Origin of the sequence: Aeromonas sp. QDB23 (genome assembly GCF_027707745.1) — a bacterium.
Classification (GTDB): Bacteria; Pseudomonadota; Gammaproteobacteria; order Enterobacterales; family Aeromonadaceae; genus Aeromonas; species Aeromonas allosaccharophila.
Window position 1 is genome coordinate 74,228 of the sequence record NZ_JAPCJA010000007.1, and the last position, 25,356, is coordinate 99,583.

The 25,356-nt window shown below is 60.1% G+C and carries 31 protein-coding genes; all 31 read right to left on the reverse strand.

All coding sequences use genetic code 11. The features are described from left to right. Positions 1-5: 5 nt before the first annotated feature. The 31 genes from PG888_RS05270 to PG888_RS05420 all read right to left on the reverse strand — a co-directional run bounded on the left by PG888_RS05270 (position 6) and on the right by PG888_RS05420 (position 25,341). The gene (locus PG888_RS05270; RefSeq protein WP_182939535.1) at positions 6-368 is read right to left on the reverse strand and encodes a hypothetical protein; all 363 of its coding nucleotides are present in this window, start codon (positions 366-368) and stop codon (positions 6-8) included. A gap of 5 nt (positions 369-373) precedes the next feature. Beyond that, positions 374-3,748, reverse strand: coding sequence for a phage tail tip fiber protein (locus PG888_RS05275; protein WP_182939534.1), 3,375 nt, complete (start codon positions 3,746-3,748; stop codon positions 374-376). Beyond that, on the reverse strand, positions 3,748-5,295 hold the full coding sequence (locus tag PG888_RS05280; RefSeq protein WP_232093636.1) for a hypothetical protein: 1,548 nt from the start codon (positions 5,293-5,295) through the stop codon (positions 3,748-3,750). Before PG888_RS05280 ends, PG888_RS05275 begins: the two co-directional genes overlap by 1 nt. A gap of 263 nt (positions 5,296-5,558) precedes the next feature. Further along, complete coding sequence (locus PG888_RS05285; RefSeq protein WP_182939532.1) at positions 5,559-5,840, reverse strand: hypothetical protein; 282 nt, start codon at positions 5,838-5,840, stop codon at positions 5,559-5,561. After that, on the reverse strand, positions 5,837-7,120 hold the full coding sequence (locus PG888_RS05290) for a reverse transcriptase/maturase family protein (RefSeq protein ID WP_270692894.1): 1,284 nt from the start codon (positions 7,118-7,120) through the stop codon (positions 5,837-5,839). The genes PG888_RS05285 and PG888_RS05290 overlap by 4 nt, the downstream gene beginning before the upstream one ends. A gap of 2 nt (positions 7,121-7,122) precedes the next feature. Then, complete coding sequence (avd, locus tag PG888_RS05295) at positions 7,123-7,467, reverse strand: diversity-generating retroelement protein Avd (protein ID WP_182939530.1); 345 nt, start codon at positions 7,465-7,467, stop codon at positions 7,123-7,125. Positions 7,468-7,528: 61 nt separating this feature from the next. Next, positions 7,529-9,094: a hypothetical protein gene (locus PG888_RS05300; RefSeq protein WP_270692893.1), complete on the reverse strand. Its 1,566-nt coding sequence runs from the start codon at positions 9,092-9,094 to the stop codon at positions 7,529-7,531. 9 nt (positions 9,095-9,103) lie between these two features. Further along, the gene (locus tag PG888_RS05305) at positions 9,104-9,781 is read right to left on the reverse strand and encodes a phage adaptor protein (RefSeq protein WP_043162868.1); all 678 of its coding nucleotides are present in this window, start codon (positions 9,779-9,781) and stop codon (positions 9,104-9,106) included. A gap of 12 nt (positions 9,782-9,793) precedes the next feature. Further along, positions 9,794-10,375 carry a hypothetical protein gene (locus PG888_RS05310; RefSeq protein ID WP_043162870.1) on the reverse strand — a complete coding sequence of 194 codons (582 nt, stop codon included), beginning with the start codon at positions 10,373-10,375 and terminating at the stop codon, positions 9,794-9,796. A gap of 1 nt (position 10,376) precedes the next feature. Continuing rightward, complete coding sequence (locus PG888_RS05315; protein ID WP_043162871.1) at positions 10,377-10,814, reverse strand: hypothetical protein; 438 nt, start codon at positions 10,812-10,814, stop codon at positions 10,377-10,379. Between the two features lie 66 nt (positions 10,815-10,880). Further along, positions 10,881-11,270, reverse strand: a complete 390-nt coding sequence (locus PG888_RS05320; protein WP_043162873.1) for a hypothetical protein — start codon at positions 11,268-11,270, stop codon at positions 10,881-10,883. A 65-nt stretch (positions 11,271-11,335) separates the two neighbouring features. Then, complete coding sequence (locus PG888_RS05325; RefSeq protein ID WP_270692891.1) at positions 11,336-12,553, reverse strand: phage capsid family protein; 1,218 nt, start codon at positions 12,551-12,553, stop codon at positions 11,336-11,338. Between the two features lie 71 nt (positions 12,554-12,624). Then, positions 12,625-13,551, reverse strand: a complete 927-nt coding sequence (locus PG888_RS05330) for a hypothetical protein (RefSeq protein WP_182939527.1) — start codon at positions 13,549-13,551, stop codon at positions 12,625-12,627. Positions 13,552-13,700: 149 nt separating this feature from the next. Continuing rightward, positions 13,701-14,213 (reverse strand): Gp49 family protein, encoded by a 513-nt coding sequence (locus PG888_RS05335; RefSeq protein ID WP_182939526.1) that lies wholly within the window; start codon positions 14,211-14,213, stop codon positions 13,701-13,703. A 120-nt stretch (positions 14,214-14,333) separates the two neighbouring features. Continuing rightward, positions 14,334-16,460, reverse strand: a complete 2,127-nt coding sequence (locus tag PG888_RS05340; RefSeq protein WP_270692890.1) for a portal protein — start codon at positions 16,458-16,460, stop codon at positions 14,334-14,336. After that, the gene (locus tag PG888_RS05345) at positions 16,460-18,157 is read right to left on the reverse strand and encodes a terminase (RefSeq protein ID WP_182939524.1); all 1,698 of its coding nucleotides are present in this window, start codon (positions 18,155-18,157) and stop codon (positions 16,460-16,462) included. Before PG888_RS05345 ends, PG888_RS05340 begins: the two co-directional genes overlap by 1 nt. A 63-nt stretch (positions 18,158-18,220) precedes the next feature. Then, the gene (gene gvpU / locus PG888_RS05350; RefSeq protein ID WP_159392321.1) at positions 18,221-18,670 is read right to left on the reverse strand and encodes a gas vesicle accessory protein GvpU; all 450 of its coding nucleotides are present in this window, start codon (positions 18,668-18,670) and stop codon (positions 18,221-18,223) included. A 42-nt stretch (positions 18,671-18,712) separates the two neighbouring features. Continuing rightward, entirely contained in the window at positions 18,713-19,585 is an 873-nt protein-coding gene (locus PG888_RS05355; RefSeq protein WP_182939523.1) for a terminase, read from the reverse strand. 233 nt (positions 19,586-19,818) lie between these two features. Continuing rightward, on the reverse strand, positions 19,819-20,049 hold the full coding sequence (locus PG888_RS05360; RefSeq protein ID WP_113736141.1) for a hypothetical protein: 231 nt from the start codon (positions 20,047-20,049) through the stop codon (positions 19,819-19,821). Position 20,050: 1 nt separating this feature from the next. Next, positions 20,051-20,275 (reverse strand): hypothetical protein, encoded by a 225-nt coding sequence (locus tag PG888_RS05365; RefSeq protein WP_042880547.1) that lies wholly within the window; start codon positions 20,273-20,275, stop codon positions 20,051-20,053. Between the two features lie 53 nt (positions 20,276-20,328). Continuing rightward, positions 20,329-20,808 (reverse strand): TIGR02594 family protein, encoded by a 480-nt coding sequence (locus PG888_RS05370; protein WP_270692888.1) that lies wholly within the window; start codon positions 20,806-20,808, stop codon positions 20,329-20,331. Further along, positions 20,805-21,170: a phage holin family protein gene (locus tag PG888_RS05375; protein WP_205125029.1), complete on the reverse strand. Its 366-nt coding sequence runs from the start codon at positions 21,168-21,170 to the stop codon at positions 20,805-20,807. The genes PG888_RS05370 and PG888_RS05375 overlap by 4 nt, the downstream gene beginning before the upstream one ends. 270 nt (positions 21,171-21,440) lie before the next feature. Further along, positions 21,441-21,689, reverse strand: a complete 249-nt coding sequence (locus PG888_RS05380; RefSeq protein WP_270692886.1) for a hypothetical protein — start codon at positions 21,687-21,689, stop codon at positions 21,441-21,443. 12 nt (positions 21,690-21,701) lie between these two features. Continuing rightward, positions 21,702-22,400 (reverse strand): TIGR02642 family protein, encoded by a 699-nt coding sequence (locus PG888_RS05385; protein ID WP_270692884.1) that lies wholly within the window; start codon positions 22,398-22,400, stop codon positions 21,702-21,704. Further along, positions 22,397-22,822, reverse strand: coding sequence for a hypothetical protein (locus PG888_RS05390; RefSeq protein ID WP_270692883.1), 426 nt, complete (start codon positions 22,820-22,822; stop codon positions 22,397-22,399). Before PG888_RS05390 ends, PG888_RS05385 begins: the two co-directional genes overlap by 4 nt. After that, positions 22,819-23,136, reverse strand: a complete 318-nt coding sequence (locus tag PG888_RS05395; RefSeq protein ID WP_270692881.1) for a Ref family recombination enhancement nuclease — start codon at positions 23,134-23,136, stop codon at positions 22,819-22,821. The genes PG888_RS05390 and PG888_RS05395 overlap by 4 nt, the downstream gene beginning before the upstream one ends. Next, positions 23,133-23,573 (reverse strand): recombination protein NinB, encoded by a 441-nt coding sequence (locus tag PG888_RS05400; RefSeq protein ID WP_270692879.1) that lies wholly within the window; start codon positions 23,571-23,573, stop codon positions 23,133-23,135. The genes PG888_RS05395 and PG888_RS05400 overlap by 4 nt, the downstream gene beginning before the upstream one ends. After that, positions 23,570-24,229, reverse strand: coding sequence for a hypothetical protein (locus PG888_RS05405; protein WP_223954929.1), 660 nt, complete (start codon positions 24,227-24,229; stop codon positions 23,570-23,572). Before PG888_RS05405 ends, PG888_RS05400 begins: the two co-directional genes overlap by 4 nt. Further along, positions 24,226-24,456, reverse strand: a complete 231-nt coding sequence (locus tag PG888_RS05410) for a hypothetical protein (RefSeq protein ID WP_270692878.1) — start codon at positions 24,454-24,456, stop codon at positions 24,226-24,228. Before PG888_RS05410 ends, PG888_RS05405 begins: the two co-directional genes overlap by 4 nt. 151 nt (positions 24,457-24,607) lie before the next feature. Next, on the reverse strand, positions 24,608-24,910 hold the full coding sequence (locus PG888_RS05415; protein ID WP_270692876.1) for a hypothetical protein: 303 nt from the start codon (positions 24,908-24,910) through the stop codon (positions 24,608-24,610). A gap of 2 nt (positions 24,911-24,912) precedes the next feature. After that, positions 24,913-25,341 carry a hypothetical protein gene (locus tag PG888_RS05420; RefSeq protein ID WP_182927985.1) on the reverse strand — a complete coding sequence of 143 codons (429 nt, stop codon included), beginning with the start codon at positions 25,339-25,341 and terminating at the stop codon, positions 24,913-24,915. Positions 25,342-25,356 lie beyond the last annotated feature (15 nt).

Sequence of the window (25,356 nt, forward strand, 5' to 3'; positions counted from 1 at the left end):
TCACCTCACAAGTTGATCTGAAACACAAAGAGCCCGTCAGCATCATCTGGCTGACGCACCCACCCCATTCTTGGCGCTACCCTGAGCCACCCTCTGCGCGCAGAGTGAAAGCGCAACCAGCGGGCACCTATCATGCGAGCCAGCCGCTTCACCTCCGGCAGGTGGCGCTCTGGCGCCCCGCCATCACCCCAGCCGACCCATACCAGCACGCCGGTTTCGCCCTGCTCGCTGACCGGCTTCAGCACGAAGCCGTCATCGCCACGCACAAACAAAAACGCCACCCGGTTTCGGATGGCGTCTTGCAGTTCGGCGGATAGCCTTGGGTTGCCGGTATCGCTGGCGATACGGTATAGATGTGGACACCTCATATCGCTCACGCTAGGCACACGATTGAAAGGCAAGAGCTTGATGCATACGGATAGCCCTTGTTGTCCCTGTCATAGCTAATCGTGTACCCCTGGTTAGCAGCAAGTAAGAACTCGAAATTGTGATTCATGGTTGTACCCTGACCCATCGCATAATCACGTGCGGTTAGCGAACCAATCGCCACCCCATTGACATAGACAGTGGCTGTTGTAGTTGAAGACCCACTAGACACCGTAAGCATGAATGTGCATTTTCTCGTGAATGGCATAGCGGGTAACCAGACTGGAGAAGCAAGATTCAAGGCGTATGTTCTTACAATATCGCCCACGATCCTCTCGGCGTAGATAGTCCCTCTGACCACACAGTCCTGCTCAATGGTGCAGTTGCCGATAGTCATGTTTCTGACGTAGCCGCCCTCGGCATGGAGTCGGTTGGTATAGATCCCGCCATCTGCATAGATGATGGTGTGCCACCCCCACCCCCACCCTCCGTATGGCCCGCCCTTGCCAAATCCTGCTGCTCCGCCAGCCATAAAGGCATTGCCCATATCGATCTGGCCGCCGTTGATCAACGGTGAGCTGATGCTGACCCCGGCCTTCACATAGTCAGCAGTGATCTTCTCAGCGTTCAGGATCTGGATGGTGGCCTTGCGGATGATGGCCTCTGCAATCACGGCCTGGCCATTGTCGATAGCGAATAGTGGTGCCATCGGTGTTGAGCTGTTCGGGTCGAATACAAAAACCTGACTTGCAGAGATTGCCACCTGGCTGGTGCCGTCCGAATTGGCAACCAGGCCGATCCCGGCGGTGATCTGGCCCGCGCTGGCTTTAGCCGCCCACATTGCCTGGGCCCCACTTTGCAGGTCGGCAATAGCCTGACTCTGGAGCTGCACGGCTGCTGCATTGGCGGCGATCCGTGGGTCGTCGGTGGCTATCCAGGCAGTCCCGCTGTAACGGTATGGCCGGTTATTGCTGGCGGTATCAAACCACAGGTCGCCGGAGCCCATACCAGACCCGGGGGCAGTGGCTTGGAAGAACGTTTTATTCTTGCTGCCAGCGACGGCAGACACAGTATTTATCTGGCTGCCAAGGGCTTGCATCGCATCAGCGCTGACCCTGGCCACCTCGGCAATACTGGCTGAGAGGGACTGATCCACCCCCTCGATTTGCGCCTCAAGCACAGATGTCTTCTGTGCCAGGGCTTCATCTGCCGTTGATCGAACCAACTGCTCATTGGTGATCTGCGCCCTGATCTCCGCATTCTCAGCATCAAACTCAGCTGTCAGTTGCTCGACTGTCCTGGCCTGCGCCTCCTGCTGGTTCGCAAGCGTGCTCTGCTGCTGGAGAATGACACCGCGAGCTTTCCGGTTCTCTCGGTCACGCTCATCCCTGGCCAGGGCACCTTCAACCTGGCTGACGGCACCGATACCGATCTCCGACTCCATCTTGTCCTGCCGTTGGCTGAGCGACTCCTCATTGCTCACCACGGCCTGCCGGAGCTCGGTGATGCTGGCCGTGTTCTCTCCGACCGTCACATCAATTGTGCTGATCCGCTCACCAAGTGCTTGGTCTGCATCGGCCAAGGCCTTGCTTGACTCGGCGAGCGATACGGCCAATGCAGTATCCACCGCCTTGAACTCCGCAGTGACGTTATCAATGCGTTGTGCCAGTGCCGAATCAGCATCAGAAGTCACCTTCTCAACCGACGAGATCCTAGCCTGGGTAGCAGCATCCTTCGCCTCAAACTTCACTTCCATGTCTGTTGTGCGCTGAGCCTGTGCCTGCTGCTCCGTCAGGATCACCCTCTGCTCTGTACGAATCGCCCCGAATGCCTTACGCGTCTCCTGGTCGCGCTCATCCACGGCCAGGGCGCCATCGATAGCAGCCGATGCGTTGTCATCATCCTGCTCCCGCTGCAGATCCAGCTCCGCGGTGATCGCGTCGAAGCGGCCAGCAGTGATGCCACCGTCATCTTCGATGATTTCCTCAAGCGCCTGGATTTTGGCTTCGGAAGTACTCGCCCTCACTTCGAGCCCGCTGACCCGCTGTGCTGTCACCTGATCGCTTTCCGCCGAGACCCGCGCCAGCTCAGTGATGTTGGCCTGAAGAGTCTCATCACCCTGGGTGACCTGGGCCGCCAGCCCATCAAGGCGCTGCGCCTGCGAACTCAGCTCATCGGTATGCGCCGTCAGCTTGCTTTCAGCATTGGCCAACCGTTCGCCCTGGGCATCAACCTCCTGCTTGGTGGCTTTCTGGGTCAGCTCCCCTTTTGTTGCGTCGAGTTCCTGCCCGATCTGGGTGACCCGCTGCTGTTCGCCAGAGAACTCCCCTCGGGTGACGGTCTGGCTCAGGCTGGCGTCCAAGCCGTTGATGCGTTGCTCAGCCTCAGTAATCCGCGATCCCTGACTGTCCACTGTGACATTGTCAGCCTTGCTGTCGATCTGGCCGGCTACGGCATCGAGCTCCTGGTGCACTTCGGTAATGGAGGTATGAAGCTCATCTCGTACCGCATTGACGGCATCCATCGTGATGCTGCCGTTTTCAGGATCGACGACAAACACTGCATCCCGGAACGAGTCGAAATCCCCTTTGTACTTGTCGAGTTTGGCATTGAGGCGATCTTGAACCAGCCCGATCTCGATGCTCGACATCCCCAACTGCTGCTGGGCATCATCCAACAGATCTTGCGCAGCCTTCTGTCGCTCATCCAGCCCGGCCAGTTCCTCTTCGATGCCGGGGATCCTGATCTCGATTTCATCGATTTTCGGTATCAGGAGCGAGACTTCCATCTGAAGCTGTGAGACATCCTCTATTGGTCTGAGCAGCTCCTGCACAAGATGGCTCTTCTCAATCTTGCCCTGCAACTCGTCCAGAATGTCCTGCACATCCCGACTGGTTTCAGCCTCAACGCCCTGCACGCCCTGGAAGGGCCCCTTGTCATCCTTGCCGTTGACAAAGCGCACCCAGTAGTAAAATTTGGCGCCCTTGCCTATGGCGTCAGAGAAGAGGTTTGCAGACGAAGTGCCCACCAGGGTGGCCTCGGCTTGGTTGTCACTCTCAGCTCGCCATATCTCGGCGTGAGCATGCCCCCGGTACTGCGGCGGATCCCACTCCACCAGGACCGTGTGAAATGCGCCATTGGCGATCACATTGACCGGGGCGTGGGGAAACTCCATCTGGCCCGGAGGGAAAAGGTCTGGGTTTTTGCCGGGGACATAAACGCCGCCAGCACCAGGGCGCAGCGTAGACAACCCCAACGCCGCCAGCTCCCTGAACGTGACGGCCTTATCAAGGCGATCGCCACGCTGCCCAGTGAGCAGCTCTACGTTTTCTACTGTAGCCGCCTGGTCTCGGCCTGCTCGATATGCGGGTTTCTTGGCCATCAGATCACCATCTCCGCCATGCTGCTCGCCAGAGTGATGCGGCTCACCACCGAGGTACCGAAGACCTCTATCTGCCAGAACCGGCCACGCACAGGGGGCAACCTGAACGCCCCGGGCACCAGGTTGCCAGGGGACAGCTCCATCACCTGCTCCCCGTCAACGAACAACTTGATCCCGACCAAGCCAACATCCTGAGCCAACACCCGGCAGCAATTGAAAGACGTTCCCTCTGGCACCATGAAGAGCTTCGACCGCCAGATGAATTGGCCATTGCTAGCGCTCCCGCCCCGCCATACCTGCAAGCTGCGGCCCTTGGCCACGAACAGCGAATCGCTTTCCATGTCAGAGACGGCCGCATCCCAGCGGTTCGTCAGTTCGCGAAGGTCGCCACTCTTGGGGTCGAAGATGAAACCGTGGGTGTCCGTAATGGCCACATATTTGCCCTCGTGGTGCCATGCCCGCATGGTGTCAGGTTGCATTGCCCGCCACTGGCTTCGGGTGATGATCCCCTCGGTCACCACCTGCCCGCCGCTGGCGCCAATGCCGACCAGCCCATCTGGTGAGGCATAGAGCACCACCCCATCCATGGCGACCATGGAGCGCCCGCTGATGCAGGCTTGCGGCAGTTGGCTCAGCTTCTGGGTGGTCACGGATGCCGGGCTTACACCCTGCGCCAGATAGGGGTAGCCTTTGGTCCCGATCACCAATGTGGTGTCGATGGCGGCAATCGCAACGATGTCGTGCTCTGTGGTCAGCCGGTATTTCTCCGGCCAGGCGTAGGGCAGGTAGGGTTCGCACAGGTAGAGGGAGTTTCCAGCAAAGCCAGCGCACATGCCGTTTGCCATTTGGCAAATACCCCGCATGCCATCGGGCGGCATGGTGTAGTCGTAGGTCTCCAGCACGGCGCCCAGCTCCCCATCTGCCCGGGTATCGACAAACGATGCCTGAGCAATGGGCAGCTCAACGACCAACAGGTAATCAGCAAGGCCACCACCGGACACCGACCGGTAAATCCGCCGCTTGGTGATGTTGCTGTTCTGGGCGTTCGGCGGGCTGAGCATCAAAGCAACAGATGATCCCGGGATCCCGATATTCACCTTTCCGCTGACAGGGCCCGGGGACCCCTCCTCACCCATCGCAGTAACGAAGGTATCCACGTAGAAGCGGGTTTCGTCATCTGTCAGGTCATCATCCACACCACCAACAGGTGGGGTGATGGTGCCAACCCCGACCGGAACACCTGGGGCTGGAATACCTAGTCGATACCATGCCGTCGGCCTGTTGCTGCCGCCTGTGGCTATCTGGGCATGGGTCACCTTGGGATACTCACCATCCGTGTAGTAAACCCGGCCATACTGGTCTTGGGCAATCGGGGAGCGAATGGCCTCCACCACCTTGTTCCAGGCAAACCAGTGCTGGCCATAGCGAAAAAGGGTGATAGGTACGGTGGGCAATTCCATACCTGTGCTGGAGTCATCCTCAAGAGGCGAGATGACGCCATGGTCAAAATGGCAGTCGCGAGCAATCACCGCGACCTCATCAGACAAAAGATGGGGCTCCACGCGCGGCATAGTCCCTCGCATGGTGACGATATCGAGTACAGGCATGGGGATCTCAGAGAGGCAGAAACGAAAAAGCCCCGCTCGGGAGAGCAGGGCCATGATGGGTAAATCCTAACGCTGACAGCGCCAGGAGGCAAGGCTCACTTGGCTGGCTGCAGCACCTCGGCGCAGGGGCGCGGCCGTGGCGGTATTCCACGCCCAGCCCATCACGGCGACCACGCTCGCCGTGATGGGCTCGAGACGGACGATCACTCTTCCGCCCCACGGGCCACCGGGTAGCGCAGCTTGATCTCCGCCACCTTGTCGCGCCATGCCTGCTCGGCCGCTGCTGTCTTGTCGTATTGCCACTCCAAGAAAAGGGGGTCGGGCTCCGCCACGTAGGCGCGCTGGCGGCGCGCCAGTTGCCCCTCTGTCAGCTCATAGTTGTGCTGGTCGAGCACGGAGGCTATGACCTCCTCACTCATGCCCAGCTCCGCCATAAAGGCCGGATCGTAGTTGTCGTGTGTTTCGCCGTCATATAAGTAGCTCATCTATTTGCCCCGCTCGAAATGTTAAACAGGCTGCAGCGCAGCCGCCAGGTGTTTGCATGCGCGGCGTGCGCACACCACGATTGGATGCATGGTCGGCAGTCGCCTGCCGTTAGCCTGCCTGCCGCTATCGCCCGTTTGAAGCGGCGCAGCTTGTAGCGGATACGCTTGATGCTGTTTTTGCGCAACAGGCGGTGGGTGGGGTAGATGCGGTAGCCCAGGAAGTCGAGCGCTCGCCCCTCCGGGCCGACAGGGAATACCTGGGTCTTGCTGTTGGTTGTCAGGCGCAGGCTGTTCCACAGATACGCCTCGATCCGCGCGCGCCATGTGTGCAGCTGCGCCTTGTCGTGATGCAACACCACAAAATCATCCATGTAGCGGATGTAGTACCGGATGCCGAGATCGTGCTTTGCGTAGCGATCCAACTCGTTGAGATAGAGATTGGCAAACAGCTGACTTGTCAGGTTGCCGAGCGGGATCCCGACACCCGGCCGCCCTGGGCTCGAGTCGATAATGGCATCGAGCAGCCTGAGCGTGCGATCGCAGTGGATGTGGCGGCGCAAGATCGCCTTGAGGCGGGCGTGATCGACGCTGGCGAAATACTTGCTGATGTCCGCCTTCAGGCAGAATAGTGGGCCGTGAGCTTGCCTGATCGCCCGCATCCAGCACTGTGCCCTGTTTGCCCCGGCATGTACCCCCTTGCCTTTGCGGCAGGCGTAGCTATCGAATATAAAGCGCGGGGCAAGCGTTGGCTCCAGTACATTCATGATCGCCCGGTGGACAACTCGATCCACGAAGCGGGGTGCCGAGATCAGGCGCTGTTTCGGCTCAAAAACATAAAACTCCTCGTATCCGCCGGGCTGATAGCTGTCGTGCAGCAGATGATTGTGGGTGTCGTGCAGGTGCTCTTCCAGGCGCTGCATGTAGCGCAGGGCGGCGGGCGAGGTGCGTTTTCCGCACAGGCAGCGCAGGGCAGCCTGGTGCAGATTGTCAAACGATATGATTTGGTCGTACATGAGGGCCTTAAAGTCGGCGGCCCGGCGCACCGGTGCCGCCTGTTCAGTTTTTCGGCGATAGCCGAGGCATCGAAATCCCTTTGATAATGCACTGGACAACGCCCCGTGAGGTGTTGCCTTCTGGCTGCTGCCAAAGGCGGGGCGAAACCCAATGTTCGTGTTCGTGTTCGCGCGGGAATTGTTCAGATTCACAGCGGCGAGGCCGGCATTGGCACCGTTGTTCCAATTGCCGCCGCGATACGGGAGTCGCTTGATGTCGGAGCCCATGATTAGGCGGCTCGCTCGTATTTGAGCCAGCCGCCGATCATTCTGCCGATCTCGAGATTGAGACCGCTCCAGTGTTGGTATTTGTTAATTGGCAGGTAGGCCAAGTCTTTCGCGAGCCTGACCTGATTTTGCAACACGGCTAACTCAACATCGAGATCCGTGAGTGTGGTCTTTTTGTGGTAACGCTTGGCCGCCGTGATGACCAACCGCAGCAGTGTCAACATGCTGGTCCTGATCTCGGCCGCCAACACATGCTTCTCTGACTTCGGAAACTGGCGCAGGGCGATGTGCCCGTACTGCATCATGTCGCGGATGCGCTGCTCAATAACGAGAGGCTGTTTATCCATATCAATCCTGATTTACCTAAGCGCCGCTATCGCGGCGCCGTCAAAACTCAAGGCCCAAAGCTCAAGCAAAGGCGGGGCGAAACCCAATGCGCGCGTCCGCGTACGCGCGGGAATCGCTCAGAGCCACAGCGGCGAGGCCGGCACTGGCACCGTTGTTCCAACCGCCGCCGCGATACGGGAGCCGCTCGCCGAAGTTACGCATATAAATGCGGCCCTGTGGCAATGCATTGGCTGGCTCCAGCAGCAGCAGCTTCATCGCCTGATTGGACACATAGCCCCCCGCCTTGGCCATGATCCGCCAGTCGCTGTTTGCGGAGTTGCCCGCGTTGGCATTATCGCCGATGGCGCCGAGCCGATTGGTGATGGCATTGGAGAGGATTGGGCTACCCCCCGTGGGGGATGAGGCATCGAGGTAGGCATCGGTAAAGGCCCAGTCGGCCTCTGCCTGGGCGTTAAAGGCAGACAGCTTGAAGCGGCCGTCTTGCAGCAGGAACCCGTCCTGCCACTCCCATATGTTGCCTACCAGATCGGCGATGCCGATGGGCGTGCGGTTATGTGTCGCCTCCGCGCCCATCGAGCCCGTTTGCGTCCGCCCCGTACCGGCGCCATCGCCAGGTGCCCGGTTGTCGGCCCGGTCGCCAACAATCCAGGTTTTGGCATGACTGCGCCCCCAGTTGGTGTTTCCGATTGGCTCGTAGCCGTTGGCCATGCACCAGAGTGCAATGGCCGCCCACTCGTGAGCGGTCATCAAGTGCCACCCCGCCCCCTTCGCTGCACAAGCGGCGCGGGCTGCGGTATGATCTAGTGATGCTCGCGGGTCTTGCCGCGGCGCGCTGACAGAGCCGGAGCCGGACGCAAGATAGGCGCCGATGAATATCTCGCTCTTGATGCTGCCGCTGCCAAAATCGAACGCCGTCGCATCGCCAGTGCCCATATCGGCAGTCATGCCCAGGTCGGCGTAGCTGAAGCGCGGCAGCACGAACATAGCATTGGCGTTGCCAGCGCTGTCGCGAATGATGGTCTGGCTGCCGCCGGTTGCCCGCTCCAGAGAGTAACGCTCCGAGTCAAGGATTGCGGGGCCGCCCACGCGCATCAGCGAGCCGGTCCCGGCTTCGGCCGTGGCATTGGCGGCCGCAGCGGCGCGATCCGCTTCGGTCTTTGCCCGGTTGGCTTCGACCTTGGCGCGGGCCGTCTGCCCCTCGCCCTCGCTGGTCACACGCTTCCACGGGATCATGGTGTGCTTGGTTCCATCCGGTGCAGTTACCTCGATGGTTGCCGCATCACTGGTCAACAGTGCTTGGAAAGCATCACTCTGCTGCTGATATGCCCCCAGAGTGGCGTTCAGTCGGCGGGCAAACTCCGGGATGGAATCCGAAAAGGTCGTGATGATCTCGTAGGCTTTGCCCGTGGCAGTGGTGCCACGGTATGACTGCACCAGATACAGCTCCGTGTTGGACACCACGTAGTCCACCTCGTAGAAATCCACCGAGGTGCCACTGGTGATACAAAAAAGGTGGCCCTTGGCCACCCCGTTCTTGGTGTCTGCGAAGGTTGTCCCGGTACCGGTCACCTTCTTGTTACCATTGGTGACGGCCACCGTGCCGTCACGCTTCCACACTCCAGCCATGCTGCCCCCTTACTGCCCGGTCACGCGGGAGAAGCCTTCGGTCTTGCGCTGCTCCATATTGGTATCAACCTGGGTCTTTTCACCCAGCTGCTGCAGGTAGGCGTTGTAGTGGCCGACAGCCCGATTGGAGTTGGCGCTGTACTCAGAGTCCTTCGAGAAGGCCCGGTACATGATGAAATCTATCAACGGATTGATGTAGATATCATCCAGATCGGCCAGCGCCGGCGTGCCCACGTTTTCCACGTCCGTCAGCACCTTGGATTGCGGCGCTACGGAGTAGATCACATCCACCTTCACTGCGGCGGCGGGGCCCGGGTAGAGATAGAAGTTCTTGGGGTCCCGATCGTCATAGGTGTAGGCGGCCACACTGGTGCCATCCTTACCTGCATGCCAGTCAGGGTAACTGTCATCGAGGGCGCGCCGCGGCACGAAGCGAATCACTTTGCCGTCGGCGTTGCGCAGCACCTCGATCAGCCGCAAAGCATCTGCTGGCAGAGTCTGCTTGGTACCAGAGACGCAGTTGAACTGAACGTTCTTGGTGTGGGCGTCAGGACGCATCAACACGATCGCCTTAGCGGCATCGTTGTAGTAGTCCAACAGCTCCTGCTTGGGCCAGCGAACCCAGGTGCGATCGTTGAGCAGGGTATTTACCCGCTTCAAGATCGAGTCAACGGTAACGGTTGCCATGTGTGGAGTCCTTTAGAAAAAAGTGTGTTTGCGGGGCGGGTTGTGGAATTCGACCTGGGTCGGGGCGCTGTGCTCTTTGCGGAACCGGCCAGCTCGGCGCCAACCTTCGACAAACTCAGTCCGGTGGTATCCTGCCCGCTTAGGGTCAGACCAAGGGCGGTCTGGCTGGGCATAGAGCAAGGCTGCGACGCCATGGGCAATGGCATCGGCATGATCGTGGTAGAGCTGGGCTGGGAGGTCGGTGGCACCTTTGACCGGGGCAGCCACATACCAGATCCGCGCATCGCTGAGATCAGTCAGGATGCTCAGCTCATTGGCCGACATGGCGAAGTAGTCACGCCCACTGACAAATGGCGCGCCCCCTTCACCGGTCAGGTGCAGCACATTGCACGATGTCATCCCGCTGATGTTGCAGACCTCCACCAGGCTGCCGGCTGACGCGCTTGGCAATAGTCGGTCAAGGGTCAGCAAGGCCGACTCCCGGCAGAACGTGATGGCCGCCTCGGTGACGGCCTCACCCAGCATGACTTCGAGCGGGCCGGTGATGTGCAGCCTGATGGTGGGCAGGAACTGCTCACGCGACACCATCTGCATGCTATTCCCCCTGCTCTGCCAGCTTGGCCTTCAGGGCATCACGCACGCGCACCCGGTATTCGGGCACCTTCTCTTGCGGGCCCTGCGGCTCGATATCCAGATCTTCCCCTTCCACCAGGGTGGCCAGTTGGGCAGAGGTCATCTTGGCCAGATCGCGATCACCGACCACCATGCTCTGCTCTTCCGCCAGGCGGGCCTGCTCTGCAGCAAGGCGCTCCAGCTCCTCGGCTGCCGCCTGGGAAATAGACTCCTGCCGCTCCAGCTCACCTGCCAGTGCCTCATGGCGGATCCAGACAGAGGGGAACTCCAGCAGCTGCATGGCGATGTGGCTCTCCACATCAACAGCGGTGTGGCGCGGGAACACCAGGCGGGAGCCGGTGACGGTGTCTTTCTTGCTCGGCTTGTCGCCGATATAAACCACGGCAATCTTGTCGCTCATGGCGATGACTCCTATTCAGAAACGAAAAAGCCCGGCACAGGGCCGGGCGGACAGTGATCGGCAGCCTTACAGGTTGCCGACTACCTCGTAATGCAGCTTGAGCTTGACTGTGCCCGTCGCAGCGCCGCCGCCAACCGTGAGGGTGATCTCCTGGTCAGGCTCGGTCATCAGGTCATCAACCGGGTAATACTTTGCCACCGCCCCCACCGTGCTCTCGGCGTTGATGATGGTGGTCGTGCCGATCTTGGCCGTGATGGTGGTACTCGCGCCCAGCCCAGTGCTGAACATCGTCACACCCACCACTTTCAGGTTGGGCTCCACCTTGTCGCCGTATGCGACAACATCGCCAGCGGGTACGGCAGCCAGCTTGGCCACCAGGGTCGGGGAGATAGAGAGGTTGCCGAACGCGCCGACAAACCAGCGGTACGCTTTGGCAATCAGAGTAGTCTTGGCCATGATATGGCTCCTTGTCTGGTCAGATAGTGTTGGAATGGGGCCGTGAAGCCCCATGGGTCAGCGGCTTAGCGGCCGATGGCACTCACCGCGGTATCCAGCACCATGCAACCATGGTCCTGAATGTTGCCGTTGCGCTGCTTGAAGCGGATCTTTTGCAGGCCGGAGACCCAACGGATCGAGATCTCGTTCGAGTTGCCATGGTCGGCCGGCTCTTGGTGCATGCCAAAGGAGCCCCCCTGCTCACCGGAACCGAAGGCGTTGGCCAGCGCCTGGCCACCCAGCAGCACGGCGCGGTCGATCAAGGTACCGGCAACCTTGTCCACTTCCGCCCCGGTCGTGGAGTTGGCGGCACACACTTTGACGGTGCTGCCCTGGTTGAAGCGAATCGGCATGCCCTTGTATTGCTTGACCAGGATGCCGCGCCACATTGCACCTTCCCCGCGGAAGATGGGGTGATTCCAGCCCTTGCTACGCTCCATCGCGGAAGCCAACATTGCCTGCCAGTCCTTGCCGGAGCTGGAGGTGTAGAAGTCGTGCCACTGGCGCGGGGTCACGTAGAGCACATAGAGCGGCTCACCACCGGACGGGTCCGCCACCATGCGGATCGGCTGGATGGGGTTGGCCATCTCGGCCAGGAACAACGACATGTTGTCCACGCAGCCGAGGTTGAAGCGATCTGCAGCGTCGATGGCTTCGAAGGAGGTCGCATCCCCGCCGAAGAAGTGGCGCTCGTAGGTTGGTGCCGTCAGCGGGTTGATCATGATCTCAGCAAACTCGGGATCATCCGCCAGCGGCAAGATGATATCGGTGGCCGAGTAATCACCGCGAGCACCGGCCAACTGAGCAAAGCCTCGCTGATCTACCAGACGACCGTAGTAGCCGTCTGCCAGCAGGGCACGAGCGGTCTTGATCAGGTCGTGTTTGGTGCGCTTCTGGCTCATCTTGCCGCCCGCATCCACGCCGTGGCGAATCTGGCTGATCTTGAGAGAGAAGTCCGCGAAGGACATGCTCTCGAGGCGCCCTGCCAGCTTCTTGTCGCCCATAGTCGGACGGCCAGACAGTTGGTGGAACAGCTGCATATCCACTTCATCGCCAGCCCCCTTGGCGAGATCGGTAATGCGGACAACGGGGGCGCCATGGTGGGTCTGCTTACCGTCATTAATTTTCACGCCCTTCGGCGCCTCTTCGGTCAGCATGTTCACCAGCGATTGGGAACGGTTGGCCGCCGTGAACAGTGCGGCCTGCAAAATCTTGTTGGCTTGCGCCGAGGTGACTTGGGTCATGGTCCTCTCCTACATGAAAACAAAAACCCCGACACAGTGGTCGGGGTTGGCTTATTGAAATGGGTGGTGGGTTAGTACCCGGCCTGCTCCAGCAGCGCCTCCATTTGGGCGTCCGTCATGGCGCCCATCTCGCCGATAAGCTCGGTCTGAGACATGGCGCCAAAGCGCTCCACTCCAGTGGGGGCGGCATGATGGGTCTGGCCGAGTGCCGAAGGGCTGGACGGGATGAAATCGGCAGGCTTATCCGCCTCCTTGCCGGGTACCTTGGCGGGAGGGATGACCTCATCACCAAAGGCCAGCTTGGTGCGGCGCGCCGCCTCTGCGAATCGCTCATCCAGCGACTTGCCTTTCCACGCGGGATCAGCCTGGAGCTTCTCATCGACGATGATGGCGAAGTCGAAACGGTCCTGGTCCTTTTCCCGCCAGCTCACCAGATCAGGTACCGCCTGCAGTGCGGCCTGTACCGGGTTGAGGGTGGGTTGAACCTGCTGCGGGGCGACCTGGGGCTCCAGCTTTTGGAGCTTGCGGGCAATGGCGGCGATGGACTTGCCGAGATCCGGGTAGTCCTGCGCCAACTGCTCGAGCTCCTCCTGGCTGATGTCGTCGGGGTCCACGTCGGGGTTGATCCCGTGCTTCTCCATCAGCGCCTGCAGCTTGTCCCGCTCGGCTTGGGCCTGCTGCGATGCGGCCAACTGCTCACGCAGCACCTTGACCTCATTGCGCGACTGCTCCAGCACTTCATACGGGATGGTGTGTTGACCGCTCTTGGCCAGGATCACCTTCTCAGGCTCCGTGGCCCCTTCATCGCCCTGCTCGGTGTTGGCTTGTTCGTTACCGGCTGCCACCTCACCCGCCGACGGCGCGGGGTCTACGTCCGTTTGCTCGGTAGCAGTGCCATCATCCAGCTCGGCATCGGGCTCACGCTCGATCGCCTCCAGCATGGCTTCCAGTTCGTCCAGGCTCTCAGTCCCGGTCAGGTTGTCGATGTTCTTATCCATGGTTGTCCTCGTGGGTTTTCAGTGGGTGGTATCGCTGCCCAAGCGGGGGAAGGCTCTCGGTGAAAGCCCTCCCCGGCCGGAGCTGGGCACAAAAAAGCCCGCACAAGGCGGGCAAGGTCTGTCGTCTATCGCTAGGGATTCACTTCAACTCAAAATCTCTCGGAGGGTCGCGCCTCTCGTCTAGAGAGGTACTGTTTCTTTGCGCTCTCGACAGCGACCTGGTGCTGCTGTTCATTCTCGCCAACAGAGCAAACCACTATCTCGCCCTCTGCAACTGCAATCCTTGTTGAGATAATCGGTGGTGTTGCGCCACCGACTCGCGGCCCGCTCATTTCTTCAAGGTGGCACTTGAGCCGCCAGCCTTCCAGCTTCCACAGCTCTTGGCGGGCCTTGGCTTCGGCATCCTTGATGGCGTACTTGGCGCCAAGATCTGCATTGAAGTTGGCCGGGTCGGCGCAGGCGGTCATGCCGATGGCAAGGGTGAAGCCGTTGGCAGCAATGGCGGTGGCCAGCGTGGTTGTGGTGCCAGGCACAACCTGCACCTCATAGCGAACGCCACGCATCAGAGCATCGATCTGCTCAGGGGTGACGCGTGGGGCGGTCAGTTCGAGCGTCTGAATATCTCGCTCCATCTCGGCATCAAGGTGTTGCTGGTCGGTCATGACTCGTTCCAAATAAAAAACCCGGCACAATGGCCGGGTCTGGAAATGAAAAAGGCCCAATCTCGAGAGACTGGGCCATGTTGGAGAAATCGTAACGCTGGCAGGTCAGGAAAGCAACTATCAGAGCGCGATGGCGTCGATCTGCTGTTGGATGCTGTCCAGCAGCTGCGCCTGCAGGGCTGCCTGCTCGGTCTGCATCGCCTGCTGCTGGGCTGCCAACTGCTCCATCTCCTGCAGCGTCTTGCCGGTCTGGGCCTGCTTGAGGGCATCCTCGAACCGGATAGAGTCGGTCAGCTTGGCGATGCGCTGAGCCTCTGCCTGCCACTTGGCGGCCTTGCCCTCCAACTCTGCCAGCTTGGCCTGCATCTCGCGCATGGCAAGCTCCTGCTGCATCTGGGCCTGCTGGGCTTGCTGCTCGGCGGCTGCGCGCTCCTCCTCGTTCATCTCGTCCGGGTCTTTCGGGATGTTCAGGGCATTGCGGATCCGCTCCACAAACTCGGCCTTGCGCGGTACGTCCATCAGCTCGACCAGCAGGTCAAAGCAAGCACCTGCCGCCGCGGGCGGAAGTTGGGACATAGCCTGGGTCATCCGCTCGGCCAGTTGTTGCTTGTAGGCGGCAGTCTGCTGGATCGGCGCCAGTGCGATATGTGCCCGCAGCCGGGTCACATCATTGGTGAGTTTGCCATCCTCCTGCTCCACGTTGACCACTACGGCCTTGCGGCGGCGGGGGTCATCCCGGTTCACGGTCACCTTGTAGTTGCGCTTGCTGGCCATATCCTCAAGCAGATAGGCCAGTGCCAGTTGCCCAACCTGCTGGCAGCCCATCCGGTAGTTGTCGTTGATCTCAGAGAGGGTGGTCGCACCCTGCTCCACCAGGTTGCTGATGGCAACACCAGATTGGCCGGTCGAGCCCTGCCCCAGGAATGCTGCGTAGACGCCCATGGTGTCCTGGATGAGCTTCACCGAGTCCTGCATCACCTGGAACTGCTGGGCCGCCACGTTGAAATCCTGCTCCACCTTGAAGGCGTCACTCACGCTGGTCTTGTTGGCGCGGTCAGGATTGAGCTCAATATAGCCATCCGGGCGCTCTACCTGCTCCAGCACCTGATCCCGGCTCATGTTGGTGGCGTCCTTATCCATGATGACGCGCTTGGCCTGCAGCAAGAAGGTGAGCTTGATGCGGCGCAGGTTCACCTCATCCTGTGCTGGCATGGCGCGGGCAATCAGGCCATAAGGTTCACCAGAGCTGTCTTTGCGGTATCCCCAGAACGGCACCAGCGGATACATGTTGTGCGGGGCGGTGCAGGGGCGATCGACCAGATGATGGGGGCCGACGAACCACGACTCGCGGATCACGGCTACCGGACAGCGTTCCAGCCTGGCGCGACCGCTGGCAATGGCGGCGCGGTGCAGCTGGTTGCTCTTGTCAAACTCCAGCGCTCGGCCAGAGTCGAGCATCAATACCTGGCGCATGGTGTATGTGCGGTAGTAGACCACCTGCAGCAGGACGCGATCCCGCTCCCGGCTGCACCATTCCACTTCTTTTCCGCTGAACTGGCTCCATTCGTCGTATGCGCTGACAAGGTTGGGATCAAGCCCCTCGATAGAAGTGAGACTAACCATTCCCTCCCAATCGTTGACGCCCCATTCCAGCGCCGTGGCCTTGCTCGGGAACATGGTCTTGGCTTCATCCAGATCAACCCAGCGGCGGCGCATCAGCCAGCGGCAATCGCTCAAGTCGGGCTCCCGGCTGTGCCAATCCCAATACACTTCGTCCCGGTGTACGTTGCTGAACTTGTAGCGCGGGCCGAACGGATCGCCACGACGGCTCACCTCAACCCAGCCCAAGCCGGTCTTGATCTGGCCGCCATATGCCTCGCCCCGGGCGCGATCCAGCCCGCCAAGGCGGCACATGTCTGAATATTCGGCGTTTACAGCTTCGGCCAGCTGCTCGAGCTCATCATCGTGGTCGTCAGCGATAACCATCAGGTCGGTACGACTCTTGGCCTCCATCCCCAGCACGCCGTCGATAGGCGGGGCAATAAGGTTGTGGATGGTGATGGGCTGCCCCCGCTCTTTGAGCACCTTAACCACCTCTGGCGGCAACTGGTCGCCGTCGTAGTAGGCACAGGATCGGTTGGCAAGGCTTCGCCAATCCGGCTGGCCATTGATATCGCTCATCAGCGCGAGCAGCTTCTGCGTATCGAGGCCGCCCTTCTCGGGGGCTTTGGGTTGTGAGTTGATCATCAGTTGGCCATCCAATGCTTGGGTTTACGGGTGGATTCGGGTTTGACGATGCGGGCAGGCATGCGAGCGCGCATCTCTTGGGCAATCATGTAGCTCATCAGCTGGTCGTCGTAGCAGCCGTCCTGGGCGTTCATGCTGCCGGATTTGTCGTAGACGTAGGTGGTGGCTTCGGAAATGGTGCCTATCCAGCGGATCCCGGACTGCCCGGCACGCAGCAGGGCCTTGAGGCCATCAACCAGGATCGGCTTGGACTGCCGGGTGGTGAGCCAGCCAAGGCGTGGCGTCTCGTCGTCGCGGTCCCGGTCGATGTGCTCCTGGGTGTAGATGCGTCGGGTCGGGTAGATTTCACGGAGCTTGAGCAGCACGGCGTGGCCGTGGTTGTTGCGCTCTGGCCCGATGTAGGCCGGGCCATGCTCTGCGCTGCCGTAGAACCTTCCAACGTGGGCCAGCAGTTGGGCAAACAGCCCGGGATCCAGATGCCCGAACCAGTGTGCCACCTGCCGGCCGTCACTCTTGGCTGTCACGTCGAGGCTTGAGCGGTCGCCGTGCTCCAGCCCTTCCGCCACGTCGGCGCCGATGGCGTAATCCTCGTCGGGGTCTGGCAGCTCCCAGACCAGCAGCATGTTCTCGAGGGAGCGCTGGCCACGCTCGTCCAGCTTCTCAGGCTTGCGAGCCTTCTCCCGCTTGCCGGTCACCGGGTCGATGTCGTAGACGATGAGCGGGGCCATGCAATCGCCCTCGGCATCCATGGTATGGATGGGGTCGAACACCCGGCGCCCAGAGGTCAGGAAGGCCTCCAGTGGCGTGCTGGGGAACTCCTGCTTCATCTCGGCGCCCAAGGTGGACTCTTTCAGCACGTACCATTGCCGCTGCTCGTCGGTAATGGTGCAATCCATCGCCTTCTCGACCGCGGCGAAATACTCCGCCTGGGTCTTGCTCATCACCACACCGGAAGCGGGGACGTCGGCGCGATACTTGGGATCCTGCCACCAGGCGAAGAAGTGGAACTTCCAGTCGAGCTGACTGAGTTCACCGGATGCCCTGGCCAGCTCGAGGGATTTCATGCTCATGGCGTGGAAGTCGCCCCCTACCCCTTCGGCGGTGCTCTCGATGAAGGCCACAGCGCCCGGGTGGATCGCCTGCAGCGTCCCGGTTCGCACCTCCTTGGCCTTCTCCGGGTATTTGGCGCAGATCTTCCCGTGCTCGGATACATGCAGGCGCTGGACGGTACCGGAGCGGAACGAGGTGGCCACCTGGATGCTGGAGCCATGCCGGAACAGGATGTGCCCGCCATTCGCCCCGCCGCGCCGGGTCACCACTTTGAACTGAGCCTTGAGCCAGCCCGGCAGGTTATCAAAGGGCACTTCAATCTTGGTGCGGTAGATCTCGCCGGCGGCCGTCAGGTCCTGGGCGATGATCCCGCACTTGAGGTTCTTGTTGAACAGCGCCTCGTCCAGCAGATAGATGTCGATGGCCGTGGAGAATCCGAGCTGGCGCGCCTTGAGGATGATGTTCAACCACCACATGGTCCGGAACAGAAGCTCCTGCGCCGGGCGCAACCGGAAGCGCACCAACTGGCCCTGCTCGTTCTCGATCATGTAGAGGTTGTTCATTCGCCACCACTTATCGCTGAGCTTCGAGCGGATGTAGGCCATCTGCTCCTGCTCAGTCATGGCGGAGGTGTCGAGTTCGGTCATTGGTGGATCCTCAGGCAATAAAAAACCCGCCGAAGCGGGTTTAGATATAGGTTATCAAGCTTGCTAACTCTGACTTACTGACATTGACCCAAGCGTGAACCCAGAAACGTCGCACAGCCTACCGCGCCAATATCCACCATTAGTCGGTAATGGTGTAACACCGGAGTAATGCTGAGCATCCTTGAGATGAATGTAAACAGTCTTGTTGCTATCAGGATCACTGTAGATATTCTCAGACATCCACTTCATCTCTCTTGAAAGAGTATTTGAGACGGAGCCCTCTACTTGATCATCTTGATGCAGTAAATCTGCGAGATGGTCAAAATACTCCTTACCAGAAATGAGCTGCCCAGATACTAACGTCCCTCCAACAGTGAGCGTGATGCCGAAACCCACGCCTGGATTCTTGTTAAACAGTCCAACTAAGTTTGCTAAGTGCCCATCTATTACAAAACCATCGTGTTGAACAGCTTGCTCATTCTGGCTATTGCTAACGTCTACATCATCGCTCATACCAAGCTCCATTCGATGACAAAAAGACACAGTATATCTAGTTCACCTGTTCATCAACCCGCCAGTCCCCATTCCCTGGAGCTCGGTCACCATCTCGCTGACCGGAGTGGCCTCGCTGCCGCCATCCTTCTCGAGCCGATCGGCTTCGGCCGTCAGCTTGCGGGCAGCAGCCCGGATGCGCCGAGTATCCTCCTCAATCTTGGGCACGCTCACCTCGTCGATGCGAAGGGCGCTCAGGGTCCGCTCAATGGACTCAATCCGCTGGATGTTGCGGTCGAGGGCCTGCTCTGCTTTCAGGATCTTGTCGTAGAGCCCGATCCGGTCGGTCATCTCGCTGGCGGTGACCAGGTCCTGCTGCAGCCCCTTGAGCAGCTTGGTGACGGAGATGACGCGAGCCCGGGTGAAGTCCAGCTCGTCGCGCAGTTGCAGCTCGCGGGCCTGGTCGAACAGCTCCTCGGCATCGAGGAACTTGGCATAACCGCCATGGGTCAGCGCCGGGCGGTCGCCGGGCTTCCACTTCGTGACTGGGTTGGGGTTGCCAGGGTTGCCCTCGGTGAAGCGGCCGCTGCTATCCCGGCCGTTTGTTTTCGGGTTCTGGGCTGAGTCTGCCGGGGTGCGAGTGGATGCGGAGGACTTCTCCCCTCTTCCCTCCCTCCTCTTGGCCTTGCCTTCATTCCCCTTGGGTTGCGCACTTTGCGCAGATTGCGCAGTTTTGCGCACTTCGGAATGCGCAGATTGCGCAGCTACGCGAGATTTGTCAGGTTGCGCAGGGGATTGCCCCCGAGATTTCAAATAGCGACGCGCCGAGTTGTAGTTCAGGCCGCGGCTGTCACACCAGTCTTTCGCACTGATGCCGGTCGCTTCATGCTCCTGCAGGAACTCTGCATTGAGCTGTGCCCAGTCGGTCTTGGCCATTTAGAGAGATAGCTCGCCTTCAACAAGGGTGTCGCCGGGTACGGGCTGATGGGTAGCCGGTACTACGACGGAGACGCCAGTATTCAGGGTGACCAGGGCCTGACTCCCGTCATACTCCCTCACGTGAGTAACAACCCCGGTCACGGTCACGCCATTAACCACCGCATCGCTCCAGTCCATCGAGATAGTCCAGTAAGTCGGCTGTGGATTCCCCAGAAAGACAAACCCCGCCATTAGCGGCGGGGTTCCATGTCAGCCTGGGTGTGGGTGGCGGGCAGTTCGCTGTGTGGCTTGGAGCTGTCTGACAACTGGCCAGAAGCAGCACCGAAACGCTCAGCAAAACGCCCCTGTGGGTCCGCATGATTCTTGTCATGGCTTTCCTGCACCTCCCTTGCCCTCTCCCGCTTAAGCCAACGGCCCAGAAGGGCCGTTAGAATGTCGAGCAGTTGGAGCAAGCTGTTCATGTTATTGCTTCCTGGCTTTCTCAGCCGGCAGGTTCATAGCCAGCTTATCCAGCACCTTGGTCAGGCCAACCAAGAAGGCCTGCACCTTCCCGATCACCTCATCGTCCCGGGTGGACGGGGTGACGGCCGCGATCTTAGCCAGCCCCTGCACCACCATGGACGCGCCGCCCACTACAGCCATCAGGATGACAATCCAGTTGATGACCACCTCAACGATGTGTTCCATCGCACTCTCCTCTGCTGTTACCGGTTACCCGGCGATATCGGCAAGGCTGACGCCTACGCCTCTGACTTCGAGAACTCGGCGGCAGCCATCACAGGAAGCTCACCCACCGGCAGGGGCTCACCAGCAGGCCAGCGGTATGCGGTTGCCCGGTGGCGCTTGAATGACTTCACATTCACGGCGTCATCCTGATTGCCGCCGAGCACCAGCAGATTGCCAGCCTTGTCCTGCCCCACGACGAAACCAACATGACCGCCACCGTCACGGCTGAACACAACCACACAGCCTGCAACCGGCGCTTCCAGCTTCTCCCCCCAAGAGGCATAGGAGCGAGCCCCTTCGAACCGGGTTGACTGAATGCCGACCCGCTCCAGGCATGCCCCGACAAAGGCGGCACACCAAGGGGTTTCATCATCACGGATGCCGCCCCGCTTGATTGCTTTCCACATCGCCACGATTTCCGGGTTGTGCTTCGGCCCCTTGATTTCAATCAGCCCGATATGTCGGCGTGCCTCTTCTACCCAACGCTGTGTCATTGCGGTCTCCCCTCATCTGACATTCCGAGCCGACGCTTGATCCACAGCTCGATCATGAAAAGACCGCGCCCGCCCATATGCCCGGTGATACCGGTGGCGACTGCGGTCATGTACCAACTCATATTCATCTCGGTGCAGAGGTAGGCCATAAGCAGCCCTGCAAACCCCGAGATAGCCCATTCACCCGCCAACTCAGCCAGAGAGAACGATAGGGCTGGACTCTGCTTCAATCTCGACAGGTAGCTGACGGTCCCACCCCATATGGCAAGGGCAACCATCCACAGATACCCGCCGTTAGGTCCGACCATGCGGGTGATCCAACTGCCAGCCTGGTGCAACTGATCACCACCGCTTGCGTCCATACGCGCTCCAGAAACGACAAAGCCCGCACGATGGCGGGCCGGAAATGAAAAAGGCCAGAGTCCCGGGGGAATCTGGCCATCTTTGATAGATACTAACGCTGGGGCGGTGGGGATTCAAGCAACAGCCATCAGCTTCTCTTTCTGGCGATTACGAAAAGGCGAGCTTGCTCTCGTATCTTTCGCATCTCATCACTGCTAACAACGTGCTTACCATCGACAAACACGACACCCCGAGAAGAAACAGTGGCTTGTGTGCAAGATCCAGAGCACTCATCGTAAAAGTCCAGCAGTGAGCAAGGGGGTGAGCTTTTTGATAATGCCGTTCATCCTTTTCCCTCTACCTCCAGCGTTGGTCGATATGCTATTTGGAACCCTTAGACCAAGGCGTTCGTACAGCTCCTTGCCGAGGGCATAATCGCCCTTATTGAGATAGGCAGGATTGAGGTCTTGGACTGCATCAAACCATTCTCTGAACAGCTCGACCTGCTCCTTTGTAAACTCCAGCTTGCCATTATCCATCTCCGCCTCCCCTTATGCAGCCCGCATCTGGCGCACCTGCCGGTCCATGATCTTGGACAGGTCTGAAGCCTGGTGGATCACTTCATCAACCAGTTGCTCTACGCGCTGGCGAATCTCCTGGCCGAACCGGCGTGCCACCATATCAGCATGTGGCACGACTCGCCCGGTACCGTGACACTTGGGGCACTCGTCACCCTTGCGGGGGCGGATCCCGGTGCCCTTGCAGTGAGGGCAGCGGCCGGATTGCAGCATCTCGGCGACACAGTGGTCGTGGGCGAGAGACAAGATCCCGTTACGCTCAGCCAGCAGGCGCTGATATTCGTGGTCATTTCCGGCACGGTGGGCGCGTTTTGCCTTCTCCATCACCACGGCGGCTCGGCGGCGCTCCTTGTCGTAATGGGGGTGAGACAGCACCAGTCTGTCCAGCTGCTCAGGCAGCGGGCGGCGCAACAGGATAGCCAGCGCCATGCCACCGGCCTCGGCATTACCTATCGCCCCCTCGAAATGCGCTGCCAGCTCAGAGATGGCGGCGGCATCGAGCTGGTGATCGGCCATCAGGAACTGGAGCCCCTGCGGGTTGTTTTTGGCGGCCACCTGCAGGGCGCCGATAAAGTCGTCGCGCCCAAGGGCATTGAAGTTGCTGGAGGTTGGCTCATGTAGCGCCCCCTTTGGTGAGAACAGGCGCAGTGCCATTTCCAGTGAATTGCTCATGGGTTGGTCCTCTTTTGGTCTTGGTCCTGATTGAAAGCGGTGAGCAGCCAGGCGCGCAGCTGTCCGGATTTGACGTGTTCCGGGGTGACTTCCAGCACGGTCCACCCGAGCAGGGCGGCCTCATTCATCTTGGCGCGGTCCTCCACGAACCCCTTGCCGCGAGTGTGGCGGCCACCGGAGTGAATGCCGCCGTGGATCTCGACGGCGATCATGCGGGTCGGCCAGGCAAAATCGAGTCGCCATTTTCGCTTGGGGTGGAATACCAGCTCGGTGGTGGGGTCAGGGAAGCCGACAAGCTGGGCCAGCACCTTGCTGTGCAACTCATCGACCTGCTTCGCCTTCTTGGCTTGGTTCACTACCGATTTGGCTTTCGGGTGCTTGCCGAGCAGGCGGGCCGCGTCGAGAGCGGAAAGGTGGATCATGCCGCCCTCCCGATGGTGTTCTTGCGCAGCTTGGCCACTTCCCGGGCTACCTGCTCCAGCAGATCCTCCTCGCTACCGTGCTCCTGTTGCCAAGTGCGCGGTGCAGCGTGAAATCCTGTGGCGTAGCAAGCGCGGTGGTGCCGTGGGCACAGTGGCAGCACCCGGTTGTGAGCTGCGCGCTGGGCCATGCCAGACCCAGAGCGAACATGATGGATTTCCGCTGGCGTGGCGCCATGCCCGGCATTGCGGCAGGCAATGCAACCCAGGGAGGCAACGTCGGATAGGTGCTGCTGGTCATCCTTGGTCTTGCTCATGCTGCCGCCCTCCCGTATGCCGCCACCCAGTCGAAGCCGCGGCGGGATTCATCCCCGAACTTCACGCCCTGCTGGGCGCCGAAGGATTGCGCCAGCTCAATGAGATCGCGCATCTCGCGCACGGTCATCTTGGAGGTGGACTTGCCCAGCACCACGAACCCGTTACCGTCGATATTCGGAACTACGTCCTGCTGGTACAGGGCGGCGGAGAGGACGTGTTTCCAGTCCTCTTTGGAGAGCTTGCGGCCGTGCCAGTTCACCTGCTCGGCGATGTCGGTCATGACAGCCCAAAACAGAGCGTTCTGGGCCAGGCTGCGGGTCATCTCCTTGATTTCGAGGACCAGCGGCTTGTTCTGGTCAACCGGCAGGCTGGCGACCAGTTGGCTGGCCCGGGTGCGGATGTCGGGGCTGCGGAGGAAATACTTGGGGTAACTCATGCAGCCCCCTTAATGAGATGGATTACACCAGCAAAGAGGCGTTCATCTATGGCGTCCATTTCTTCTTTGCGGTCTTCCGCCAGTCGCATCTTGTAAGACTTCCATGCTCCATGGGCGTGACTTTCTGAATCGAATCTACCCAGGTTAACTGGGCGACCAGATCCGTCAGAGCAACGAGCAACAAACTTCAACCGTTCTTTTGAAAAGCTGACGCCCCTCATATACGGGCCACGACTGCTACTGCAGTCATTGCAAAAGTTATTCAGCCAAATCGGGATGAACACACAGGTTGAAGGTCCGTATATTTTTCCACCTGGGACTAAGAGATCCTTGTCTAGCTCACAATCGTCACTGTGATGGCGTATGAACCAGTCTCGAAATGACATGAAGCTATGCCATTCATCGCACACAATTACGCCAGCATAGGTTGGCTTTCTAGCGTGAAGCTTGTGACCATAAGCCCGATCCATCATATTTGCCCATGTTCTGTAGGCGATGCAGAACTCCCTTTCTCCATCAACGAGAGGTTTTGTTACGTAGTCTGCGTCATTAACCCCAACACCATGCACGCGCTTACGGTAGGCAATGGAACGCCTGTTCGCAGGATATTTTTCTCGGATATGATTGGAGTGGATTACGGCTTTTGATGGGATCATGCTGCCACCGCCTTGGCCGCTACGGCCTCGGTGGTGGGAGACAGCTCGATGCGGTAATGCCACACCTGCTTGCCGTTGATGTTCTGGTTGCCGGAGTGTTTTACCCAGCCATGGCAGCACACTTCGCGAAGGCGGGCGCTGATGGCGGCTTGGGTGTCAGCATGACCGAAGCGGCTCCAGCACTCGCGCTCGATGTCACGCAGGGTGCGGGCTTTTCCGTCGCGCATGATGGCAATCACTCGGCCCAATTGGGTCGCAACGGATAGATCTCTGGTATTCGATTTTGCTGTCATGGTCAGGGGTCCTTTAGGTCAATCAGCCGGGTGGTCTAAGTCCGGCTTTCGTGCTCAGTCATAGTACGGCGCGTTATACCCCTTGTCACTGGTTGGCAAGGGCCGCGCCTCCAGAGTTATCCACAGCTCCATTTGCAACACCACCTCTCAACACCAGCACTGGCGCGCCTCTCAGCCGTTCGACCTCCTCTGCCACTTGCTCAGGCGTCGTGTCGAGTACCAGCCAATGCCCTGCCCCGCGCTGGCAATCTGTGTGTCCAAGCACGGCGATTTCGTCTGCCACCTCGAGCAGCACCCGCTCCCCGCACCAACCCCGAACGGGCGGATAGATCACCACCCGGCAGAATTTCGCGGCCTTGACCGCGGCGATCACGTCTTGGTTGAACATCCCTAAATCCTCCCTGTGATGGTAAAACCGCGCTGGCGGCGTTCGGTGAGTATCCTGTCCAGCTCAACCTGCACCGCCTCGCTCGTCACGTCGCCGTCACGCTGCAGCACGATCACGGTCGCCTCCATCTCGCATGCCCTGATGGAGATCTCCAGCCGCGGCGCCCGGGTTGGTGCGGCCGTGGCTGGCTGCCGGCGCAGTATCTCTGCCCGCACTTCTGCCGGACGCGGGGCGAACTGGCGCTCCACATCGGCCGCCATGTCCTGCACCACCTCCCGGATCTGGGCTGGAGTGAACCCGCGCAGCACGCCACCCCAAGCCAGCGCTACACCGCGGGCATTGGCATCCAGCTGGTTGGCACTGGCAGGCCAGCTACCGGCCATCAGCGGCAGCAGCTCCTCAGCGATGAATGCGGCCATGCGGGCGCTCATGGCTGGCGCATCCTG

Bases quoted from the DNA above. Each gene is read 5' to 3' on its own strand.
- PG888_RS05380 (WP_270692886.1), bottom strand. From the start codon at position 21,689: ATGGATAATGGCAAGCTGGAGTTTACAAAGGAGCAGGTCGAGCTGTTC.
- PG888_RS05315 (WP_043162871.1), bottom strand. From the start codon at position 10,814: ATGAGCGACAAGATTGCCGTGGTTTATATCGGCGACAAGCCGAGCAAG.
- PG888_RS05340 (WP_270692890.1), bottom strand. From the start codon at position 16,460: ATGATCAACTCACAACCCAAAGCCCCCGAGAAGGGCGGCCTCGATACG.
- PG888_RS05355 (WP_182939523.1), bottom strand. From the start codon at position 19,585: ATGGCCAAGACCGACTGGGCACAGCTCAATGCAGAGTTCCTGCAGGAG.
- PG888_RS05285 (WP_182939532.1), bottom strand. From the start codon at position 5,840: ATGAGCTACTTATATGACGGCGAAACACACGACAACTACGATCCGGCC.
- PG888_RS05420 (WP_182927985.1), bottom strand. From the start codon at position 25,341: ATGAGCGCCCGCATGGCCGCATTCATCGCTGAGGAGCTGCTGCCGCTG.
- PG888_RS05360 (WP_113736141.1), bottom strand. From the start codon at position 20,049: ATGAACAGCTTGCTCCAACTGCTCGACATTCTAACGGCCCTTCTGGGC.
- PG888_RS05405 (WP_223954929.1), bottom strand. From the start codon at position 24,229: ATGATCCCATCAAAAGCCGTAATCCACTCCAATCATATCCGAGAAAAA.
- PG888_RS05345 (WP_182939524.1), bottom strand. From the start codon at position 18,157: ATGACCGAACTCGACACCTCCGCCATGACTGAGCAGGAGCAGATGGCC.
- PG888_RS05415 (WP_270692876.1), bottom strand. From the start codon at position 24,910: ATGTTCAACCAAGACGTGATCGCCGCGGTCAAGGCCGCGAAATTCTGC.
- PG888_RS05320 (WP_043162873.1), bottom strand. From the start codon at position 11,270: ATGGCCAAGACTACTCTGATTGCCAAAGCGTACCGCTGGTTTGTCGGC.
- PG888_RS05310 (WP_043162870.1), bottom strand. From the start codon at position 10,375: ATGCAGATGGTGTCGCGTGAGCAGTTCCTGCCCACCATCAGGCTGCAC.
- PG888_RS05325 (WP_270692891.1), bottom strand. From the start codon at position 12,553: ATGACCCAAGTCACCTCGGCGCAAGCCAACAAGATTTTGCAGGCCGCA.
- PG888_RS05395 (WP_270692881.1), bottom strand. From the start codon at position 23,136: ATGAGCAAGACCAAGGATGACCAGCAGCACCTATCCGACGTTGCCTCC.
- avd (WP_182939530.1), bottom strand. From the start codon at position 7,467: ATGGATAAACAGCCTCTCGTTATTGAGCAGCGCATCCGCGACATGATG.
- PG888_RS05275 (WP_182939534.1), bottom strand. From the start codon at position 3,748: ATGGCCAAGAAACCCGCATATCGAGCAGGCCGAGACCAGGCGGCTACA.
- PG888_RS05290 (WP_270692894.1), bottom strand. From the start codon at position 7,120: ATGGGCTCCGACATCAAGCGACTCCCGTATCGCGGCGGCAATTGGAAC.
- PG888_RS05370 (WP_270692888.1), bottom strand. From the start codon at position 20,808: ATGACACAGCGTTGGGTAGAAGAGGCACGCCGACATATCGGGCTGATT.
- PG888_RS05385 (WP_270692884.1), bottom strand. From the start codon at position 22,400: ATGAGCAATTCACTGGAAATGGCACTGCGCCTGTTCTCACCAAAGGGG.
- PG888_RS05300 (WP_270692893.1), bottom strand. From the start codon at position 9,094: ATGGCTGGAGTGTGGAAGCGTGACGGCACGGTGGCCGTCACCAATGGT.
- PG888_RS05390 (WP_270692883.1), bottom strand. From the start codon at position 22,822: ATGATCCACCTTTCCGCTCTCGACGCGGCCCGCCTGCTCGGCAAGCAC.
- PG888_RS05400 (WP_270692879.1), bottom strand. From the start codon at position 23,573: ATGAGTTACCCCAAGTATTTCCTCCGCAGCCCCGACATCCGCACCCGG.
- PG888_RS05270 (WP_182939535.1), bottom strand. From the start codon at position 368: ATGAGGTGTCCACATCTATACCGTATCGCCAGCGATACCGGCAACCCA.
- PG888_RS05410 (WP_270692878.1), bottom strand. From the start codon at position 24,456: ATGCGCGACGGAAAAGCCCGCACCCTGCGTGACATCGAGCGCGAGTGC.
- PG888_RS05305 (WP_043162868.1), bottom strand. From the start codon at position 9,781: ATGGCAACCGTTACCGTTGACTCGATCTTGAAGCGGGTAAATACCCTG.
- PG888_RS05330 (WP_182939527.1), bottom strand. From the start codon at position 13,551: ATGGATAAGAACATCGACAACCTGACCGGGACTGAGAGCCTGGACGAA.
- PG888_RS05365 (WP_042880547.1), bottom strand. From the start codon at position 20,275: ATGGAACACATCGTTGAGGTGGTCATCAACTGGATTGTCATCCTGATG.
- PG888_RS05375 (WP_205125029.1), bottom strand. From the start codon at position 21,170: ATGGACGCAAGCGGTGGTGATCAGTTGCACCAGGCTGGCAGTTGGATC.
- PG888_RS05335 (WP_182939526.1), bottom strand. From the start codon at position 14,213: ATGACCGACCAGCAACACCTTGATGCCGAGATGGAGCGAGATATTCAG.
- gvpU (WP_159392321.1), bottom strand. From the start codon at position 18,670: ATGAGCGATGATGTAGACGTTAGCAATAGCCAGAATGAGCAAGCTGTT.